This is a genomic window from Saccharopolyspora antibiotica, assembly GCF_047200635.1.
Lineage (GTDB): Bacteria > Actinomycetota > Actinomycetes > Mycobacteriales > Pseudonocardiaceae > Saccharopolyspora_C.
The window spans coordinates 135,125-154,100 of the sequence record NZ_JBJZOI010000017.1; the positions used below are offsets into that span (position 1 = coordinate 135,125).

Below are 18,976 nucleotides of genomic sequence, written 5' to 3' on the forward strand. Positions count from 1 at the left end.
CCCGTTCTGGGGCTACAGCGCGGTCATGTCGGAAGGGCTGAAGAACTGGCCGGCGCGGTACACCAGCGGGTCGACGTCGCGGTGGTCGGCCTCGACGATCCGGCCGAGGAACACGGTGTGGGTGCGGGCGCGCAGCCGTTCCCCGATCTCCACCTCGACCCGCGCGGCGGCGCCGTCCAGCAGCGGGGAGCCGTGCGGCCCGGGGCTCCAGGAGAGTTCCGCGAACTTGTCCGCGGCCTTGGTGGCGAAGACACCGGCCACGTCGACCTGGTCGGCGGCGAGGATGTTGATGCCGAGGTGTTCGGAGCGCAGCAGCGCCGGGTAGGTGGAGGAGGAGGTCTGCACGCAGACCAGCACCAGCGGCGGTTCCAGCGACACGCTGCAGAAGGCGTTCACGGCGAGGCCGCGCGGGGTCCCACCGTCCATCGTGGTCACGACGGTGACGCCGGTGACGAAGCGCCGGTGCACCTCGCGCACCACGGCCGGGTCCACCTCGGTGGCCGGTGTCGGTCGCGCGCTCATGCGAGCCCCTCCCCGAGCGAGATGATCCCCAGCGCGGTCAGCAGCTGGCGCGGGTCCCAGGTGACCCACTCGTCCACGACCCGCTCCCCGTCGAAGTGCGCGAACACCACTCCGGTGACCTCGACGCGGCGGCCCGTGGCGGGCACGTCGAGGAAGGTCCCGGTGTGGGTTCCGGTGCTGTGCCAGCGGATCGCCATCCGGTCCCCGGCCTCCACGACCTCGTCGATCGAGGTGCTGAGGTCCGGGAACGCCTCCCGGGTGGCGAGGATCGAGCGCTGGAACTCCTCCCGGCCCTGGGGGCGCGCGCCCGTCGAGTGCCGGCGGTAACCGGGGGCGAGCAGGTCGTCGAGGGCGTCGACCTCACCGCGGTCCCAGCTCGCCGCCCAGGCTCGCCGGACGCGGTGCTCGCGCCGCGATTCGGCTTCGGTCATTCTCGTGCTCCTTCGCTGTGTGGGGCGGATCAGCACAATCCGCCGTGGCGCCGCGGCGGGGTTCCCGGTCCCGGGGCCGGGCCGATCCGGGCCCGGACGTCGGCGCGGACCCGGTCGAGGACCCGGGTGAAGGTCCCCTCCCCGAACCGGCCGCCGGAGTGCAACCGCATCCAGCCGGCACCGTCGAGGAACCCGGCCTCCAAGGCGGCGCACCGCCGTGCGAGCACCGCCGGATCGGCCCGGGGGTCGACCAGCACCAGGTGGTAGTGCGGCTCACGGGCCCGCTCCTGGTCGGAGCGGTGCTCGCCGCGCGACTTCAGGTCCCAGGCCTCGGCCACGGCGCGGGCTTCGGCGTCGGTCCACCCGGGGCCGGTACCGCCCCGCTGGACGAGGACCTGGAGGCAGATCTCGGCCTCCGGCCCGGACCACGTGAGCGCGATGCGGTGCACGTGGGCCCGGCCCGGGACCAGCCGCCGACGGTGCGGGCGGTGGCCGGTGAGCAGCGCCAGGTCCTCACCGAGGACGTCGATCGCCCGGGCGGCCGCAGGCTCCGCTTCCTGCTCGGTCACCGCGGTCACCTCCTCGACGATCGACCCTGCTTGTATGCAACAGCGAAGCTAAGTTGCGCGGGTTCCTGTGTCAACGCCCACCCCGTGCGGACTCGATCCAGATTGCATGAACGGCTTCTACCTGCATTTTTTGCCGATCAACCGTTGACCACCCCGAACACGACGGCTAGGTTCGCTGATATGCAAGGGAACGGATCAACGGGATCTGGTATGCAAGCCCGAGGGGCCGCTCGGGCCCGGGTGCTGCACGAGCTGCGCGAAGCGATCATCCGCGGGGAGCACCCACCGGGCTCCCCGCTCTCGGAGGGCGCGCTCGCGGAGACCTACGGGACCAGCCGCACGCCGATCCGCGAGGCGGTCCAGCAGTTGCAGTCCGAGGGACTGGTCGAGGTCGTCCCCCGCGTGGGCACCTTCGTCCGGGAGCCCTCGCGGCGCGAACTCGGCGAGCTGTTCCAGCTCAAGGCGGTCCTCGAAGGACTCGGCGTGCAGCTGCTCGCGCAGCGCGGGCACGTCGCCGAGCTCGACCTCCTCCGGGACAACCTGGACGAGTCCGAGCGCGCCGTCACCAGCGGTGACGTGGAGCGCTACGCCGCGCTGGTGCACGACTTCCACGGGCTGATCGTGCAGGGCGCCGACAACACGCGGCTGTCGGAGCACTACCAGATGCTGATGAACCAGCTCGCGTACCACCGGATCGTGATGACCACCCTGCGCCACCCGGGCCGCCTCGACATCTCCTTGCAGGAGCACCGCACGGTGCTCGACCGGATCGTGGCCAAGGACCCCTTCGGGGCCGAGCAGTCGATGCGCGATCACGTCCGTTCCAGCCAGCGCGAGGCGATGACGGACCCGGAGTAGTCCCGCCGACCGCCAGCACTGCCGCCGGTTCCCCGCGACTCCCACCGGAATCCGGCTTCCCGCACCAACGTCAACGTGGAGGTACAGGTGCGCTTCTCGATCTTTCACAACCTCGGCGCGCCGGGTCGGCTCGCCGACTACGCGACCGTCATGGACGAGACCCGCGAGTTCGCGCAGGCCGCGGACCAGGCCGGGTTCTGGTCCATCTGGTACACGGAGCACCACTTCGGCCACGAGGGCTTCGAGCTCATCGCCAACCCGGTGCTGATGGGCGCCGACATCGCCGCCCGCACGAAGGACATCCGGATCGGGCAGGCCGCGAACATCGCGACCTTCTGGCACCCGCTGCGGCTGGCCGAGGACATCGCGCAGCTCGACCAGCTCTCCGGCGGACGAGTCGAGGTCGGGCTGGGCCGGGGCCTCTACGGCCGGGAGGCGCTGAACCTCAACGCCGCCGCCGATCCGCGCGACCAGGAGCAGAACCGCGCGCTGTTCGACGAGACCGTGGAGATCCTCATCAAGGCGTGGTCGAACGAGTTCTTCGAGCACTCCGGGCGCTTCTACACCTTCCCGTCCCCGGGCGTGCGGTGGGAGCACCCGCTCTCCCCCGCCACCCCGGACTTCACCGAGGACGGGGTGATCACCAAGCTCGCGGTCACCCCGCGTCCCCACCAGCGCCCGCACCCGCCGCTGTGGCAGGTGATCGACAGCCCCCGGTCGATCTCGGCCGCCGCCGCGCAGGGCGTGCAGGGGCTGTTCTGGCTCCCGCCGGTCTCGGCGCTCAAGGACCGGTTCCGCCTCTACCGCGAGTCCGCCCAGCAGGCGGGCCGCGACCTGGCTCCGGGCGAGGGCATCGGGCTGGTGCGCGACGTGTTCGTCGCCGACACGATGGAGCAGGCGCGGGCCCGGTTCGAGGAGGCGCTGCTGACCTCCTACAAGTGGATCACGCACTGGCGCGGGCTGGGGAACCTGATGGAGGCCGGGGAGGAGCTCACCGACGCCCACGAGCTCAGCTACGAGTTCCTGGACCAGCGCAACCTGCTCGTCGGAACGCCCGAGCACGTGGCGGGCAAGATCGAGGAGCTGCGGGACGAGCTGGGGCTGGAGCACCTGCTGCTGTGGACGACGCACCCGGGGCTCGAACACCGGCACGCGATGCGCAGCCTGGAGCTGTTCACGGAGAAGGTCATGCCGCGCTTCACGGGGTCGGGCGCATGACCTCACCGCGCAGGATCGTCACCGCGGCCGAGGAGCTGGTGCGGGAGCTGGGACGTCCCGTGGACGAGCCGGTCCTCCGCGCCACCTCGGCCGCGGTGATCACCAACCCGTGGGCGGGCGCCGGGCACGTCGACGACCTCGCGGCCGAGGCCGCCCGCACCGCCCCCGGCCTCGCCCGGACGCTCGCCGCCGAGCTGGCCGGAGCCCTGGGCGGGGTCGAGCGGATCACCGCGTTCGGCAAGGCGGCGATCGTGGGGCTCGGCGGCGAGATCGAGCACGGCGCCGCGCTCATCCACACCCCGTACTTCGGCAACGTGCTGCGGGAGCTGCTGGGCGGAACCTCGATCATCGTCTTCTCCGACGAGCGCGGGCCAGCCGGGACCTCGCTGTCGGTGCCGATCTGGCACAAGACGGCCGCGGCCACCCGCTCGCAGTACCAGACCGTCCCGGTGCGCGTGCCGGACGCACCCGCCGCCGACGAGATCGTCGTCATCGCCGCGGCGGCGGCCGGACCGCGCCCCAACGCCCGCATCGGCGACCGCACCACCGATCCCGCCGTGCGGCTGGCAGACCTGGAGACCCGATGAACATCCGCAAGATCGTGACCTGCACCGACGACGTCCTCACCGAAGGCGGCCGCGAGGTCTCCCCGCCCGCGCGCACCGCCGTGGTGCTGGCCGTGGTGCGCAATCCGTGGGCGGGTCAGGGCTTCGTGACCGACCTGGCGCCCGGCATCGAGGAATTCGCCTCACCGCTGGGCGAGCTGCTCGCCCCGCGCGTGGTGGAGGCCCTGGGCCGTCCCGTCGAGGCGTACGGCAAGGCCGCCGTGGTGGGTCTCGGCGGCGAGGTCGAGCACGGCTCGGCGCTGATCCACACCCTCAAGTTCGGCGATCACTTCCGCCGGGCGGCCGAGGCCACCACCCTGCTGCCCGCCGTGGAGAAGCGGGCGGCGGCGGGCACCACCTTCGACATCCCGCTCAAGCACATCACCGACGCGACGGTCCGCTCGCACCACCAGAGCGTCGAGGTCCGGGTGGCCGACGCGCCCGCCGACGACGAGATCGTGATCGGCCTGGCCGCCGCCGCGCAGGGCCGCCCGCAGGCCCGGCTCGCCCCGCTGTCGAGCGAACGATGAGCGCGGACCTGGTCCTGCTGCACGGGGTCGGGCTCGACCACCGCATGTGGCAGCGCTGCGCCCCGGAGCTGGCGCGGGAGCACCAGGTCAGCACCCCGGACCTGCCCGGTCACGGCGCCGCCGCGCCGCTCGCTCCCGGCGCGACCCTGGGCGACCTGGCCGCCGAGGTCGCCCGGGGCCTGCCCGGACCGGTGCACCTGGTCGGCTTCTCGCTCGGGGCGCTGGTGGCGCAGCAGATCGCGCTGCGCTTCCCGGAGACCGTGCGGTCGCTGGTGCTGGTGAGCTCGGTCGCCGCCCGCGCCCCGGCGGAGGCCGCCGCGGTCGGCGACCGGCTGCGGGCGGCCGAGCGGGACTTCCCCGCCACCGCCGAGGCCGCCGTCCAGCGCTGGATGGACCCGCGCTGGCGGGCTCGCGAGCCCGATCTGGCCGACCGGTTGCGCGCCACGCTGCTGGCCAACGACCTCGATTCCTACCTCGCGGCCTACCGGATCTTCGCCACCGGTGACGCGGAGCTCGCCGGGCACCTCGGCCGCATCACCGCCCCCGCGCTGGCCATCACCGGCGCCGACGATCCCGGATCGACCCCGGCGATGACCGAGCACCTGGCGGCCGCCATCCCGGGCGCCCGCGCGGTCGTGGTGCCGGGGGCCAGGCACCTGCTGCCGCTGGAGCACCCGGCCCGGCTGTGCGCCGAGATCCGCGAGCACCTCACCCACCCGACCTCGGAGTTCCGATCATGAGCACGGACCTGCCCCGCTACGAGCACCACATCGGCGGCGAGTGGACGAAGCCCGCCGAGGGCCGCTACTTCAGCAGCATCAACCCGACGACCGCGACGCCCTGGTACGAGGCCGCGCTCGGCACCGAGGCCGACGTGCGGCGAGCGGTGCGCGCGGCGCGGCGGGCCTTCGAGGCGCCGTCCTGGCGCGATCTCTCGCAGCCCGCGCGCGGCAAGCTGCTGCGCCGGCTCGGCGAGCTCATCGGGGAGCACGCCGAGAAGCTGGCCCGCACCGAATCGCTGGACAACGGCAAGCTGCTGCGCGAGATGCGCGCGCAGCTCGCCGGAATCCCGGAGTACTTCCACTACTACGCCGGGTACGCGGACAAGATCCACGGGGAGGTGATCCCCGCCAACAGCACCAAGCTGCTCAACTACACGCAGCGCGAACCGCTCGGCGTGGTCGGGGCGATCACGCCGTGGAACTCGCCGCTGATGCTCACCACCGCCAAGATCGCCCCCGCGCTGGCCGCCGGGAACACGGTGGTGATCAAGCCGTCCGAGCACACCTCGGCCTCGCTGCTGGAGCTGGTCCCGCTGTTCGAGGAGGCGGGGTTCCCCCCTGGCGTGGTCAACGTGGTCACCGGCTTCGGGGCGGAGGCGGGCGACGCGCTGGTGCGCCACCCGGACGTCGCCAAGGTCAGCTTCACCGGCAGCACGGCGACGGGATCGCGCATCGCCGCCACCTGCGGGGCCCGGTTCGCCCCGGTGACCCTGGAGCTCGGCGGCAAGTCGCCGAACATCGTCTTCGACGACGCCGATCCCGACCGCGCGGCGATGGGCATCGTGTCCGGGATCTTCGCCGCCGCCGGGCAGACCTGCATCGCGGGCAGCCGGGTGTTCCTGCAACGGGGCGTCTACGACGAGGTGCTGGAGAAGGTCGCCGCCCGCGCCGCGACGATCAAGATCGGCGATCCGCTCGCTGAGGACACCGAGCTCGGACCGGTGGCCTTCGCCGATCAGCGCGACAAGATCGAGGAGTACGTGCGGATCGGGCGCGAGGAGGGGGGCCGGGTGCTGCACGGCGGCGCCCGCCCGGAACTCGACCTGGACGGCTACTTCTTCCAGCCGACGGTGTTCGTCGACACCGACAACTCGATGCGGATCTGCCAGGAGGAGATCTTCGGCCCGGTGCTGACGGTCATGCCGTTCGAGTCCGAGGAGCAGGTGGTGGCGCTGGCCAACGACAGCTCCTACGGCCTGGCCGCGGGGGTGTGGACGCGCGATCTCTCCCGCGCGCACCGGCTCGCCTCGACGTTGGAGGCGGGCACGGTGTGGGTGAACACCTACCGCTCGATGTCCCCGATGTCGCCGCGCTCCGGGTTCAAGGCCAGCGGGGTCGGCATCGAGCACGGCACCGAGGTCATCCGCGAGTACACCCGGCTCAAGAGCGTCTGGATCAACACCGACGAGAGCCCCGCCCGGGACCCGTTCGTCCTCGGCTCCTGACCCCGGCGCGGCGGGTGGTTTCCCGGAGCTCCGGGAAGCCACCCGCCGCGTTCATCTTTCCCCGCGTCCGCCGTCGTCCTCGGTGCGGCAGCGGGCCATCCCCCGCCACAGCAGGTCGAGGAGTTCCTCGGTCTGGGACCGCCAGGGGCCGTCCTGGTCGAGGAAGAGCAGGCCGCCGAGCCCCCGCAGCACCGTCTCCGGGTCGAGGTCCGGCCGCACCGTCCCGGCCTCGGCGTTGGCGGCCAGCAGCGTCTCGACCGAGCTGACCATCGCCTGGTGCGCGGTCCTGGGCAGCTCGCCCCGCGCGGCGGTCGCGGCGCTGAGCGCGTTCGCGAGCCCCCGCTTGGTCATCATGTAGTGCGCCAGGTGGTCGGTGGCCCATCGCCGGAAGGCCTCCTCCGGCGAGTGCTCCGCCAGCAGCGTCGGCACCACCTCGACCAGGTGCTCGACCTCCCGCTGGTACACGGCGAGGATGAGGTCTTCCGGTGCCGGGAAGTGGCGGTAGACGGTGCCGACGCCGACCCCGGCGCGCTTGGCGATGGCGTTGAACGACACCGCGCCCGAGCACGCCAGCGATTCCGCCGCGGACACGAGGATGCGTTCGTGATTGCGCCTCGTGTCCGCGCGCCGGTCGTTCACCGCGCCCGTGCCCATAGCTCTTCCCCGCTTCCGCTCTGCCGCTCTACCGCCAAGATCCCCCTGACCTGCGTGGACCGCGCAGAACGATACCCGGTTGCCGAGCGGATACTAATCCGCTAGCCTCGGCGCGGACAGCGGATTTTTATCCGGTTCCCGGCGCGGCGTCGTGCTCGACGTGGCCTGCACCCACCACATCATGCCGCCCGGCTCCGGTGCGGAGTTCCAGCGGAGAAGAGTTCCTTTGCGCATTTCACTAGAAGTCAACGGCAGCCCCGAGCAGCTCGACGTCGAACCCGGCGTGACGCTGCTGGACGCGCTGCGCGAACGGCTCGACATCACCGGGCCGAAGAAGGGTTGCGACCGGGGCCAGTGCGGCGCGTGCACCGTGCACGTCGGCGGCCGCCCCGTGCTCTCCTGCCTCACCCTGGCGGCCACCGCGAAAGAACCGGTCACCACGGTGGAGGGGCTGGCCGAGGGCGAGGAGCTGACGCCCCTCCAGCAGGCGTTCGTCGACCAGGACGCCATGCAGTGCGGCTTCTGCACCTCCGGCCAGCTCATGTCGGCGCAGGCGGCGATCGAGCAGGACGTCACCGACGTCCGCGAGTTCATGTCCGGCAACCTGTGCCGCTGCTCGGCCTACCCGAACATCATCGCCGCGATCGACCAAGCGAGGGGCACCGATGCGACCCTTTGAGCTCGACACCCCCGGCTCCGTCGAGGCGGCCACCGCGGAACCGGCGACCTACCTGGCCGGCGGCACGACCCTCGTCGACCTGATGAAGCTCGACGTGCTCACCCCCCAGCGGGTGCTGGACATCAACGAGCTGCCGCTGCGCGGCCTCGACACCGAGGACGGGCTGCGGATCGGCGCGCTGGAGCGGATGAGCGACATCGCCGCCCATCCCGGCGTCTACCCGGCGATCTCGCGGGCCCTGCTGCTCAGCGCGTCCCAGCAGCTGCGCAACATGGCCAGCATCGGCGGGAACCTGTTGCAGCGGACCCGCTGCGGCTACTTCCGCGACGTCGCGATGCCCTGCAACAAGCGCGAGCCCGGCAGCGGCTGCCCGGCCCTGGACGGCGCGAACCGGATGCACGCGGTGCTGGGCACCAGCGACTCCTGCCTCGCCACCCACGCCAGCGACGTCGCGGTCGCGTTCACCGCGCTCGACGCCGAGGTCCGGCTGGTGAGCTCCGAGGGCTCGCGGACCGTGCCGCTCACCGAGTTCTACCGGTTGCCGGGCGACACTCCCGAGGTCGAGAACGACCTGCGACCGGGTGAGCTGATCGCCGAGGTGATCGTGCCGCGCCTGGACTGGGCCGCGAACTCCACCTACGTGAAGGTGCGGGACCGCCAGTCCTACGAGTTCGCGCTGGCCTCGGCCGCAGTGGCGCTGGACGTCCAGGACGGCCGCATCGCCGACGCCCGGGTGGCGGCCGGTGGCGTGGCCACCGTCCCGTGGCGGCTGCGCGCCGTCGAGTCGGCGCTGCGCGGCGCTCCCGCGACCCAGGAGTCCTTCGAGCGCGCCGCCGAAGCGGCGGTCGAAGGCGCCCGGACGCGCGGCGCGAACGGCTACAAGCCGGCCCTGCTGAAGCGCACGCTGATCCGCGCGCTGCTGGAACTGACCGAGGAGAACCGCTGATGCCCAGCCGACTCGACGGGCCGGTGAAGGCCACCGGCCAGGCCAAGTACGGAGTGGACCACAACTTCCCCGGCACGGCCTACGGATACCTCGTGCTCAGCACGATCGCGAACGGCGAGATCGCGTCGATGGACCTCACCGCCGCCCGCCGCGCCCCGGGCGTGCTCGCGGCGCACTCGCCGTTCGACCCGCTGGAGCTGGCCACGCCCTCGCTGCCGGTGTTCGGCGATACCTGGGTGCCCCTGCAGGACAAGGAGGTCGCCTACTACGGCCAGCCGATCGGCTTCGTCGTCGCGGAGACCTTCGAGCAGGCCCGCGACGCCGCGCTGCTGGTCGAGGTCGCCTACCACGAGCGCCCCGCGCTGACCTCGCTGGAGGAGGGCCTGGCGACCGCCGAGGACGCGCCCAGCTCCGACCACGGCGGCGGGCCCTCGCTGGACGTCCTCGCCGAAGGCGTCGAGTCCATCGAGGACGCGCTCGCCGCCAGCCCGGTGGTCGTCTCGGAGACGTACTCGACGGCACCGCAGAACCACGCGCCGATGGAACCGCACTCCGCCGTCGCCCGGTGGGATTCGACCGGCCTGGTCATCCACAGCGGAACGCAGGCGTCCGACATGCAGGCCGCCGAGCTGTCGATGGCCCTGCGCGTCGACCGCTCCCAGGTGCACGCCGTGAACCCGTACGTCGGGGGTGCGTTCGGCGGCAAGGGCCGCACCTCGGCGCCCGCGTTCCTGGCGGCGGCCGCGTCCAGGGAGCTCGGCAGGCCGGTGAAGGTCTCGCTGACCCGCGAGCAGGTGTTCACCGCGACCGCGGGCCGCGCGGCCACGGTGCAGGAGGTCTCGCTCGGTGCGCAGCGGGACGGGACGCTCGTCGCGGTGCGGCACGACTCCTGGTGCAGCACGGGGGTGGACCGGTCCTTCGTGGAGCCGACCTCGCACGGCACCTCCCGGGAGTGGTACGCCACGCCGAACCTCTCGCTGCGGCAGAAGATGGTGCCGCTGAACCTGCCGCCGACGACGTTCATGCGCGCGCCCGGGGAGGCGCCCGGTTCCTTCGCGCTGGAGAGCGCGATCGACGAGCTCGCGGTGGCGCTGGAGCTGGACCCGATCGAGCTGCGACTGCGGAACAGCTCGATCGCGCCCCCCGGCAAGGACCTGCAGTGGTCGAGCAAGCACCTCGACGACTGCTTCCGCATCGGCGCGCAGCGCTTCGGCTGGGACCAGCGCACGCCGTCCGGACGCACCGACGGCGACTGGCTGGTCGGGCTCGGCACGGCCACCGCCATGTTCCCGGCGCTGCGCTTCCCGGCCTCGGTGCGGGTCACGCTCGGCGCCGACGGCCGGGCCGAAGTCGCGACCAGCGGCGCCGACCCGGGCACCGGACTGCTGACCGTGCTCGCGCTGATGGGCGCCGAGACCCTGGACATCGATCCGGAGCGGGTGACACCGCGGCTCGGCGACTCCTCGCTGCCCGCCGGCGGCATGTCCGGCGGCTCGACGGCCACCGCCAGCGCGGGTTCCGCGACCATGGCCGCGGCCTCCGCCGTGCTCGACGCCCTGCTCGCGCTGGCCGTCGAGCCGGGCGCGCCGTTCGAGGGAGCGGAGGTCACCTACGCGGACGGGCAGCTGTTCGCCGACGGGCGGAGCATGGCGTTCGGCGAGCTGCTCCGGGCGGTGGGCCGGGATTCGCTGTCGGCCACCGGGTCCTCGGCCCCGGGCGAGGAGCTGACCAAGCACTCGTTCAGCTCCTTCGGGGCCCAGTTCTGCGAGGTGCGGGTGCACCGCTGGACCCGCGAGGCGCGGGTCTCGCGGCTGCTCGGGGTGTTCGACGCGGGTCGGATCATCAACGAGAAGGCGGCCCGCAGCCAGCTCAGCGGCGGCATGATCTGGGGCGTCTCGGCCGCGTTGCACGAGGGGATGGAGGTCGAGCCCAACGGCCGCATCGCCAACGGCGACTTCGCCGGGTACCTGCTGCCCGTGCACGCGGACATCCCCGACATCGACGTGCGGTTCGTCGAGCACCCGGACACCCTGCACAACCCGGTCGGGGCGCGCGGGGTGGGCGAGATCGGCGCGGTGGGCATGGCCGCGGCGGTGGCCAACGCGATCCACAACGCCACCGGCATCCGGATCCGCCACATCCCGATCACGATCGAGGACCTGATCGAGGACTGAGCCCTCCGACGACGAAGGCGTCCGGCCACGAGGCCGGGAGCCGAACCGCCGATCGCTGATCCGACCGACGCGGCCCGCCCGGCATCCCGCCGGGCGGGCCGCTCGTGCCCGTCCGGCCACTCCCGGCAGGACCATCGGGCACAACCCCGTGCGCGGCGGGTGGTGCCTCCGCGGCCCCTTTGGAAGAGTCGCTCCACCACCAGCGCTGTCGGGGCGCCGGTGGTGGGAGAGACGACCCCGACGGAACTGCGCCCGGTGGCTCCGGGCGCGCGACCCAGGGCGGCAGGAGCGATCGCGATGCTGGAGGACGTGAGCGCGCCGCCGGTGCCGGGCGGGGTCGCGCTGACCGCGGCGGCCGTGGGCCGGGAGCGAGCCGAGGAATCCGCGCGCCCGGACGGGTTGGTGCGCGATCCGTGGGCGAGCGCTCTGGTCGACGCGGCCGTGGCAGCCGCCCCGGAGAGCCCGCAGTGGCGCCTGATCGCCGAGGGGATGACCCCGAGCGCGATGGTTCCGGCGATGTGCGGCTTCCTGGCGCTGCGGACCCGGTGGCTGGACGACGCGGTGCTGGCCGCCGTCGCGGGCGGGATCCGGCAGGTCGTCGTGCTGGGCGACGGATTCGACACCAGGGCGCTGCGGTTGCCCTGGCCCGCACCGGTCGACGTGATCACCGTCGACCAGCCCGCGGTGATCGAGATCGTCCGGCGCGCGCTCGACCGCGAGGAACCGGAGCCGGGCGTGCGCTGGACGCGGGTTCCGGCCGACCTCACCGGACCGTGGGCGAGCGAGCTGCGCGCGACCGGGTTCGATCCCGGGTCCGCTACGGCGTGGATCATCGAGGGCGTGCTGATGTACCTGGATCCGGCCGAGGCCGGGGAGCTGCTGCGAGTGGTGCGGGAGCTGTCCGCTCCCGGATCGGCGGTGTTCGCCGACGTCCCGCGCCCGCCCGCCGTGGAGGACACCGCCTTCCGCCCCGGCAGGCCGGCGCTGGAGGACAACAGCTCCCCGGTGCGCGTCGCGGTGACCTGCTTCGGCTCCCGGGGGTGGCAGGTGCGGGAGGTGGATCCAGCAGCCCTCGCGGCCGGCCACGAGCGCCCCGTCCCGCCGGTGCTCGACCCCCGCGCGCCCGGCGGCCCGTCCTTCGGCTTCGTCGAGTCCCGCCTGTCCGGGGCGACATCCGCTCGGTGAGCGTCCCGCGCGGGGCCGGCTGATCGAACTGGTCTCCGCTCGGCGACACCACCGCTGGGCGAGGTGGGCTCAGCCCTCGTCGCGCTCGGCGGTCCGCTCGGTGAGCATCGCGTTCACGCGCGTCAGCACGTCGAGCTGGGCCTCGTTGTAGACCTCGTGCATGGCCTGCCCGACGACCGACCAGGCGTAGTGCTCCCCGCGCGGCGTCTTCGCCAGCGGGCTCGCCAGCACCGGGTGCTTCGAGTAGCTCTCCCGGATCAGCGGGACGAACAGCTCGGCGAGCCGCTGCCGGACCTCCTCCGGCGCGTCCGGTTCCAGCTGGTCGAACTCTGTCTCCGCCGGGACGCGGGGTATCGAGTGCAGCTCCTTCATCGCCTGCATCGCCTCCTCGCCGAACAGGCGCGAGGACACCAGGAGCAGCGAGCGCTCGGCGTCGGTGGTCTCGTCGACGACCGAGACCAGCTCCGAGGGCAGCTCGACCCGCGAGCGGTCCCGCAGGATCACGGCCAGCTCTTCGCGAACCCGCTGCTGGCGCTCGATGCTCGCCGCCAGCTCCGCGTCCAGCTGGCGCAGCGCCTGCTCGGTCGTCTCACCGGATCCCTCCATCGCGGAGATGTCCGACAGGGCCACCCCGAGGTCGACCAGCCGCCGGATCCGCAGCAACCGGATCAGGTGCCCGATCTTGTACTGCTTGTAGCCGTTCGAGGCGCGCTCCGGCTCCGGCAGCAGACCGATCGCGTGGTAGTGCCGGACCGTCTTCAACGTCGTGCCCGCGAGCTCGGCCAGCTCGCGCGTGCTCCACCCCACTGCTCGCGCTCCTTCTCAGCCGCGCGGGCGCTTGAGGATGACGCCCACCTCGACGGTGTGCCCGGTGCCGATCGTGGGTGTCAGAGTCCCGACCACTTCCCACCCCTCGGCGCCGAACCGGTCGAGCTCCGCGCCGATCTTGTCGTAGTCGAAGCCCTTCCAGCCCTGCTGGTAGGTCGCGACCTTGTGCTCCCACGTGGCCATTCGCCGACTCCTCTCCGGTCCGGCCCGGTGCTTCCGGGCTCGTGCGCGAAGAGCACACACCGTGCCCCCGGGGCACAGTCAAGCAGCGATGCCCGGAGGGCACGCGACGCTGCGCCCGCCCCCGGGTGGGGGCGGGCGCAGCGGGCCCGAGATCAGGCGATCTTCAGGGTGGGATTGCGCTGGTCGAGCCAGGTGGCGACGTCGAGAGCGCGCTCGACTCCCTGGCGCTGCTGGTTGGTGATGGTCCGCCCGTCGGCCTCCGTGGCGGCCTTGAGCTGGGTCACGTCGTAGAACTCCAGCACCCGGTGGTCCGAGGAGATCAGTTCGGCCGCCTGGGACTGGATCGCGGTCAGGTAGTTCGGGTCGAAGCTGCCCGGGTAGCCGCTCTTCTTCCGGTTCGCCACCGATTCCGGCAGCGTGTCGCGGGTGGCTCCGCGCAGGATGCTCTTCTCCCGCCCGTCGAAGGTCTTCAGCGCCCACGGGGTGTTGAACACGTACTGCACGAGCCGGTGGTCGCAGAACGGCACCCGGACCTCCAGCCCGACCGCCATGCTCATCCGGTCCTTGCGGTCCAGCAGCGTCTGCACCATGCGCGTCAGGTGCAGGTAGCAGACCTGCCGCATCCGCTTCTCCAGCCCGGTCTCCCCGTCCTTGAGCGGAACTTCGGTGAGCGCCGAGGCGTAGTGGTCACCGATGTAGGAGGACAGGTCCAGCCGCTCGCCCAACGCGGGGTCGAGCATCCCGGAGGGGCTCAGCGGCGAGTCCACCAGCCACGGGAACGTCTCGGCGCGGCGGTGCCGGTCGTCGTGGAACCACGGGTAGCCGCCGAAGATCTCGTCCGCCGACTCCCCGGACAGCGCCACGGTGGACTGCTGCCGGATCGCCTTGAACAGCAGGTACAGCGAGTTGTCCCGGTCACCGAGCCCGATCGGCAGGTCCCGGGACCCGACGGCCGCGGCCCGCACGGCCGGGTCCGAGAGGGCGGCGCCGTCGAGCACGATGTCCTCGTGGTCGCTGCGGACGTGCTCGGCGACCGCGTGCACGAACGGCGTGTCCTGGGTCGGGGACACGTCGATGGCGCGGAAGTTCTCGGCCTGGTTGGGGAAGTCGACGGCGAAGCTGCGCACGGTCTCCCCGCGCTCACCCAGCTGCAGGGCCGCGATCGCGGTCATCGCGGAGGAGTCGAGCCCGCCGGACAGCAGCGTGCAGCGGGGTACGTCGGCGACGAGCTGGCGGGCGATGATGTCGTCGAGCAGGCCGCGCACGTGCGCGACCGTGGCCTCCTGGTCGTCGGTGTGCTCGGTGGCCTCGAGGCGCCAGTAGCAGCGCTCGCGCAGGCCGGCGCGGTCGGCGATGGCGAGGTGGCCGGGGCGCAGCTCGCGCATCCCCTCCCAGCCCGCGTGGCCGGGGGTCTTGGCGAAGGAGAAGATCTCCCGCAGCCCGTCGAGTCCGATCACGGCCTCGGCCGCGGGGTTGGCCAGGATCGCCTTGGGCTCCGAGCCGAACAGCACGCCGTCGGCGGTCTCGTAGAAGTAGAACGGCTTGATGCCCATCCGGTCGCGGATCATGACGAGCTTCTCGGTGCGCTCGTCCCAGATCGCGAAGGCGTACATCCCGTTGAGCTCGTCGGCCAGCGCCTCACCCCACTCCAGGTAGCCGCGCAGCACGACCTCGGTGTCGGAGTCGGTGTCGAAGCGGTGCCCTCGGCGGCGCAGCTCGGCGCGGAGCTCGGTGAAGTTGTAGGCCTCGCCGGAGTAGACCATCACCACGGGCCCGTCGGGCGTGTCCACCTTCATCGGCTGAGCACCACCGGGCAGGTCGATCACCGCGAGGCGGCGGTGCCCCAGCGCGGCGTGGGGCGCCGTCCAGCTGCCCGCGGCGTCCGGGCCGCGGCAGGACATCGTCTCCGTCATCTCGTCCAGCACTCGGTTCTGGGTGTGCAGATCGCGCCCGTAGGAGACCCAACCCGTGATGCCGCACATACGACCACCTCAAACCAGGTAGATAGCTTGGCGAACTAATGAAATCGGTTGAACGCTATCCCTCGAGGTTCTTGATCAATAAGGAGCAGAAGTGTGACGGGATGTGATGTTGCCCATACGTTTCGAACGTGAACTCCCGGCACCGCGACGCCTCTACCAGCACGAATGCCGACCGTTCCCGGAAGCCGCGAAGCCACCGATCACCGATCGTCACCGGCTCGCGCATCCGTGGCGGCTCCCCGCCGCTGACCCGCGACCTCACCCGGGCGCGGAATCCACGCCCGCCCGCGATTTCTTGAGAAATCGCGGGGGGGCGGATCGCTCGGGGGGCGTAGAGCGGCGGGCGGGGCCGGTCAGTGGCCCGCCGCGAGCTCGCCGCTGAGCCGCTCGTGCATCGTGGCGCTGCGCTCGTCGAGCCCGGTGATCTCGACCTGCTTGCCCCGGGACTCGTACTTCGTGGTGATCGCGTCGAGGGCGGCCACGCTGGAGGCGTCCCAGATGCGGGCCCCGGAGAGGTCGATGGTGACGCTCCCGGGGTCGCCGGCGTAGTCGAACTGCGAGACCAGGTCGTTGCTGGAGGCGAAGAACAGCTCGCCGTGCACCGCGTAGACCACGTGTCGCCCCTCGGGATCGGTGACCGCGCTGACCCGCACCAGGTGCGCGACCCGCCGGGCGAAGATGACCATCGCGGTGATCGTCCCGACCACGACGCCGATGGCGAGGTTGTCGGTGGCCACCACGACCGCCACGGTCACCACCATCACGACGATCTCCCCTGCGGGCATCCGCTTCAGCGTCGCGGGCGCGACGCTGTGCCAGTCGAAGGTGCCGAAGGCGACCAGCACCATGACGGCGACGAGCACCGCCATCGGCATCCGCGAGACGACCGGACCGAACACCAGGCACAGCACCATGAGGAAGACCCCGGCCAGGAAGGTCGACAGCCGGGTGCGGGACCCCGCGGTCCGCACGTTGATCATGGTCTGGCCGATCATGGCGCAACCGCCCATGCCGCCGAAGAACCCGGTGACGATGTTGGCGACGCCCTGCCCGATGGACTCCCGGGTCTTGTCCGAGCGCGTGTCGGTGATGTCGTCCACGAGCTTCGCGGTCATCAGCGACTCCATCAGCCCCACCAGCGCGAAGGCCAGCGCGTACGGGGCGATGATCCGCAGGGTTTCCAGCGTGAGCGGGACGTCCGGCAGCCCGGGCACCGGCAGCGAGCCGGGCAGGACGCCCTTGTCCCCCACCGTCGGCACGGCGATCCCGGCCGCGATGGTGGTGGCGGTCAGCGCCGCGATCGCCACCAGCGGGGCGGGGATCACCTTGGTGAGCCTGGGGAACAGCACCATGATCGCGATCCCGGCGACGAACAGCGGATACACCGCCCACGGCACGCCGATCAGCTCCGGCACCTGCGCGGTGAAGATCAGGATGGCCAGCGCGTTGACGAAGCCGACCATGACGCTGCGCGGCACGAAGCGCATCAGCTTCGCCACCCCGAGCGAGCCCAGCGCCACCTGGATGAGCCCGCCCAGGATGACGGTGGCGACGAGGAAGCCGAGCCCGTGCTCCCGGCTGATCGGCGCCACCACCAGCGCGATCGCGCCGGTCGCCGCGGAGATCATCGCGGGCCGCCCGCCGACGATCGAGATCACCACGGCCATCGTGAACGAGGCGAACAACCCGACGCTCGGGTCGACGCCGGCGATGATGGAGAACGAGATGGCCTCGGGGATGAGGGCCAGCGCCACGACCAGCCCGCCGAGGATCTCGGTGCGGGCGACCTTCGGCGAGAGCCACGCGGGGCGCTCCGGGCGCAGGCGCGCCAGGACTGCGGAGTTCGACATGATCGACCAGACGTGCTCGGGCGCTGCGCGGACGCGCGGCGGGACGGGAGGGGGCTGGAGCGCGGCGCGGAGGGCGGCGGCGACCTCCCGGCGGGCAACTCTTCCCTTACGTTAGACGAGACATGCTCGCCGACCGCACCCCTCCAGCGCCGGTGAGGCTCAGATCACGCCCGCTGATGCGCGCGCAGGGTCTCGGCGAAGTCCTCGGCGATGCGCAGCTTGGCGCGCAGCTTCGCGCACGCCTCCTCCGCGTTCGCGGTGAACTCGGCCAGTCGCCCCGCCGGATCGGCGATCTCGGGATCGCCGGGCTGCGGGTCCAGGATCGCCAGCAGCTCGCCCATCTCGTCGAGCTGGAAGCCCAGCGGCTTCATCCGCATGATCAGCCGGAGCCGGTCGACGTCGGGATCGGTGTAGAGGCGGAAACCGCCGGGGCTGCGGTCGCTGGGGACCGCGAGGCCGACCTCCTCGTAGTACCGGATCGTCCGCAGCGACAGCCCAGTGCGCTCGGCGACTTCGCCGATCTGCATCCGCTCGCCCAATCCGGTTCCTTCCTCCGCTGCCCGCCGCCGAAGTGTCCGACACTACCGGCCGGAGGGCTCGGCGCCGCCCGGGCTCCGGGCCGGTCCGGCGGGTCGCGCGGGGAGTGGTGAGCGCGGTGCACGCGACGTCTCGCCGGCCGCCCGGAACCTCGCCGACCAGCCCGACCGTCGCCGGCCGGGCCCGCCGGACCTCGGCGCGGGGGACGGGTTCTCCCCCCGCCGCGCGGAGCACCGGGTCAGACGATGCCGCCGTTGGCGCGGACGACCTGGCCGTTGACCCAGTGCCCGTCCGGGGAAGCCAGGAACGCCACGACCCGCGCGATGTCCTCGGGCTCACCGAGGCGTTCCAGCGGCGGCTGGGCGGCGAGGCGCTGCACGGTCGCTTCGTCCTTGCCCTCCAGGAACAGCGCGGTCGCGGTCGGCCCCGGTGCCACGGCGTTGACGGTGACGTCCCGGCCGCGCAGCTCGCGGGCGAGGATCATCGTGAGCGCCTCGACCGCCGCTTTGCTGGCGGCGTAAGGGCCGTAGCTGGGGAATCGCAGGCCCACCACGGAGGTCGAGAAGGTGACCAGCGAGCCGCCGGACGCCAGCCGCCGGGCCGCCTCCCGGGCCACGGCGAAGGTGCCGCGGACGTTGGTGCGGTGCAGCGCGTCGAGGTCGTCGAGGTCGAGTTCCGCGATGGTCGAGAGCATCATCCGCCCGGCGGCGTGCACGACGACGTCGACCCGCCCGAACTCGCGCTCGGCGGTGTCGAACAGCTCGCCGACCGCGGTCTCGTCGGCCACGTCGGCGCAGGCGGCGACTGCCCGGCCACCAGCGGCGGTGATCTCGGCGACGACGGCGTCGGCGTCGCCCCGGCCCGCTCCGCAGCCGACGACGACGGGATCTCCGGCGGCCGCCAGCCGGCGGGCGACCGCGCGGCCGATGCCCCGGGAGCCACCGGTGACGATCGCGACTCGGGAAGCGCGGGTGGTGTCGTTCGTTGTCATGCCCCGA

General features: G+C 72.4%; 20 protein-coding genes. 10 read left to right on the plus strand and 10 right to left on the minus strand.

What is annotated here, in order from left to right:
- Positions 1-12: 12 nt before the first annotated feature.
- From ACL03H_RS15940 to ACL03H_RS15950, 3 genes are read right to left on the minus strand one after another with little or no spacing between them, the layout of a single operon-like run.
- Entirely contained in the window at positions 13-522 is a 510-nt protein-coding gene (locus ACL03H_RS15940) for a flavin reductase family protein (protein WP_412812022.1), read from the minus strand.
- Positions 519-953, minus strand: a complete 435-nt coding sequence (locus tag ACL03H_RS15945; RefSeq protein WP_412812023.1) for an ester cyclase — start codon at positions 951-953, stop codon at positions 519-521. The genes ACL03H_RS15940 and ACL03H_RS15945 overlap by 4 nt, the downstream gene beginning before the upstream one ends.
- 29 nt (positions 954-982) lie before the next feature.
- Complete coding sequence (locus tag ACL03H_RS15950) at positions 983-1,522, minus strand: hypothetical protein (protein WP_412812024.1); 540 nt, start codon at positions 1,520-1,522, stop codon at positions 983-985.
- A gap of 210 nt (positions 1,523-1,732) precedes the next feature.
- Here ACL03H_RS15950 and ACL03H_RS15955 point away from each other — a divergent pair, with 210 nt between their 5' ends.
- The 6 genes from ACL03H_RS15955 to ACL03H_RS15980 all read left to right on the plus strand — a co-directional run bounded on the left by ACL03H_RS15955 (position 1,733) and on the right by ACL03H_RS15980 (position 6,960).
- Positions 1,733-2,380, plus strand: a complete 648-nt coding sequence (locus tag ACL03H_RS15955) for a GntR family transcriptional regulator (RefSeq protein WP_412812025.1) — start codon at positions 1,733-1,735, stop codon at positions 2,378-2,380.
- A gap of 75 nt (positions 2,381-2,455) precedes the next feature.
- Positions 2,456-3,598, plus strand: coding sequence for an LLM class flavin-dependent oxidoreductase (locus ACL03H_RS15960; protein ID WP_412812026.1), 1,143 nt, complete (start codon positions 2,456-2,458; stop codon positions 3,596-3,598).
- Positions 3,595-4,185, plus strand: a complete 591-nt coding sequence (locus ACL03H_RS15965; protein WP_412812027.1) for an amino acid synthesis family protein — start codon at positions 3,595-3,597, stop codon at positions 4,183-4,185. Before ACL03H_RS15960 ends, ACL03H_RS15965 begins: the two co-directional genes overlap by 4 nt.
- On the plus strand, positions 4,182-4,733 hold the full coding sequence (locus ACL03H_RS15970) for an amino acid synthesis family protein (RefSeq protein WP_412812028.1): 552 nt from the start codon (positions 4,182-4,184) through the stop codon (positions 4,731-4,733). The genes ACL03H_RS15965 and ACL03H_RS15970 overlap by 4 nt, the downstream gene beginning before the upstream one ends.
- Entirely contained in the window at positions 4,730-5,473 is a 744-nt protein-coding gene (locus tag ACL03H_RS15975; RefSeq protein WP_412812029.1) for an alpha/beta fold hydrolase, read from the plus strand. Before ACL03H_RS15970 ends, ACL03H_RS15975 begins: the two co-directional genes overlap by 4 nt.
- Positions 5,470-6,960, plus strand: a complete 1,491-nt coding sequence (locus ACL03H_RS15980; protein ID WP_412812030.1) for an aldehyde dehydrogenase — start codon at positions 5,470-5,472, stop codon at positions 6,958-6,960. Before ACL03H_RS15975 ends, ACL03H_RS15980 begins: the two co-directional genes overlap by 4 nt.
- A gap of 51 nt (positions 6,961-7,011) precedes the next feature.
- Here ACL03H_RS15980 and ACL03H_RS15985 read toward each other — a convergent pair whose 3' ends face one another.
- Positions 7,012-7,614: a TetR/AcrR family transcriptional regulator gene (locus tag ACL03H_RS15985; protein ID WP_412812031.1), complete on the minus strand. Its 603-nt coding sequence runs from the start codon at positions 7,612-7,614 to the stop codon at positions 7,012-7,014.
- 226 nt (positions 7,615-7,840) lie between these two features.
- On the opposite strand from ACL03H_RS15985, the gene ACL03H_RS15990 reads away from it, so the two are divergent.
- The 4 genes from ACL03H_RS15990 to ACL03H_RS16005 all read left to right on the plus strand — a co-directional run bounded on the left by ACL03H_RS15990 (position 7,841) and on the right by ACL03H_RS16005 (position 12,598).
- A complete protein-coding gene (locus ACL03H_RS15990; RefSeq protein WP_412812032.1) occupies positions 7,841-8,293 on the plus strand; it encodes a (2Fe-2S)-binding protein in 453 nt (150 codons plus the stop codon).
- The gene (locus ACL03H_RS15995; protein WP_412812033.1) at positions 8,280-9,239 is read left to right on the plus strand and encodes an FAD binding domain-containing protein; all 960 of its coding nucleotides are present in this window, start codon (positions 8,280-8,282) and stop codon (positions 9,237-9,239) included. The genes ACL03H_RS15990 and ACL03H_RS15995 overlap by 14 nt, the downstream gene beginning before the upstream one ends.
- Positions 9,239-11,413, plus strand: coding sequence for a xanthine dehydrogenase family protein molybdopterin-binding subunit (locus tag ACL03H_RS16000; RefSeq protein ID WP_412812034.1), 2,175 nt, complete (start codon positions 9,239-9,241; stop codon positions 11,411-11,413). Before ACL03H_RS15995 ends, ACL03H_RS16000 begins: the two co-directional genes overlap by 1 nt.
- A gap of 297 nt (positions 11,414-11,710) precedes the next feature.
- The gene (locus ACL03H_RS16005; RefSeq protein ID WP_412812035.1) at positions 11,711-12,598 is read left to right on the plus strand and encodes an SAM-dependent methyltransferase; all 888 of its coding nucleotides are present in this window, start codon (positions 11,711-11,713) and stop codon (positions 12,596-12,598) included.
- Positions 12,599-12,667: 69 nt separating this feature from the next.
- On the opposite strand, the gene ACL03H_RS16010 is transcribed toward ACL03H_RS16005, so the two are convergent.
- From ACL03H_RS16010 to ACL03H_RS16035, 6 genes are all read right to left on the minus strand, one after another.
- Positions 12,668-13,405 (minus strand): MerR family transcriptional regulator, encoded by a 738-nt coding sequence (locus ACL03H_RS16010; RefSeq protein WP_412812036.1) that lies wholly within the window; start codon positions 13,403-13,405, stop codon positions 12,668-12,670.
- A gap of 15 nt (positions 13,406-13,420) precedes the next feature.
- Positions 13,421-13,609 carry a DUF4177 domain-containing protein gene (locus tag ACL03H_RS16015; protein ID WP_412812037.1) on the minus strand — a complete coding sequence of 63 codons (189 nt, stop codon included), beginning with the start codon at positions 13,607-13,609 and terminating at the stop codon, positions 13,421-13,423.
- A 152-nt stretch (positions 13,610-13,761) separates the two neighbouring features.
- Positions 13,762-15,591 (minus strand): asparagine synthase (glutamine-hydrolyzing), encoded by a 1,830-nt coding sequence (asnB, locus tag ACL03H_RS16020; RefSeq protein WP_412812038.1) that lies wholly within the window; start codon positions 15,589-15,591, stop codon positions 13,762-13,764.
- A gap of 353 nt (positions 15,592-15,944) precedes the next feature.
- Positions 15,945-17,441, minus strand: a complete 1,497-nt coding sequence (locus tag ACL03H_RS16025; protein WP_412812039.1) for a SulP family inorganic anion transporter — start codon at positions 17,439-17,441, stop codon at positions 15,945-15,947.
- A gap of 164 nt (positions 17,442-17,605) precedes the next feature.
- Positions 17,606-17,980, minus strand: coding sequence for a MerR family transcriptional regulator (locus ACL03H_RS16030; RefSeq protein WP_412812040.1), 375 nt, complete (start codon positions 17,978-17,980; stop codon positions 17,606-17,608).
- A gap of 236 nt (positions 17,981-18,216) precedes the next feature.
- On the minus strand, positions 18,217-18,969 hold the full coding sequence (locus tag ACL03H_RS16035; protein ID WP_412812042.1) for an SDR family oxidoreductase: 753 nt from the start codon (positions 18,967-18,969) through the stop codon (positions 18,217-18,219).
- Between the last annotated feature and the right edge of the window lie 7 nt (positions 18,970-18,976).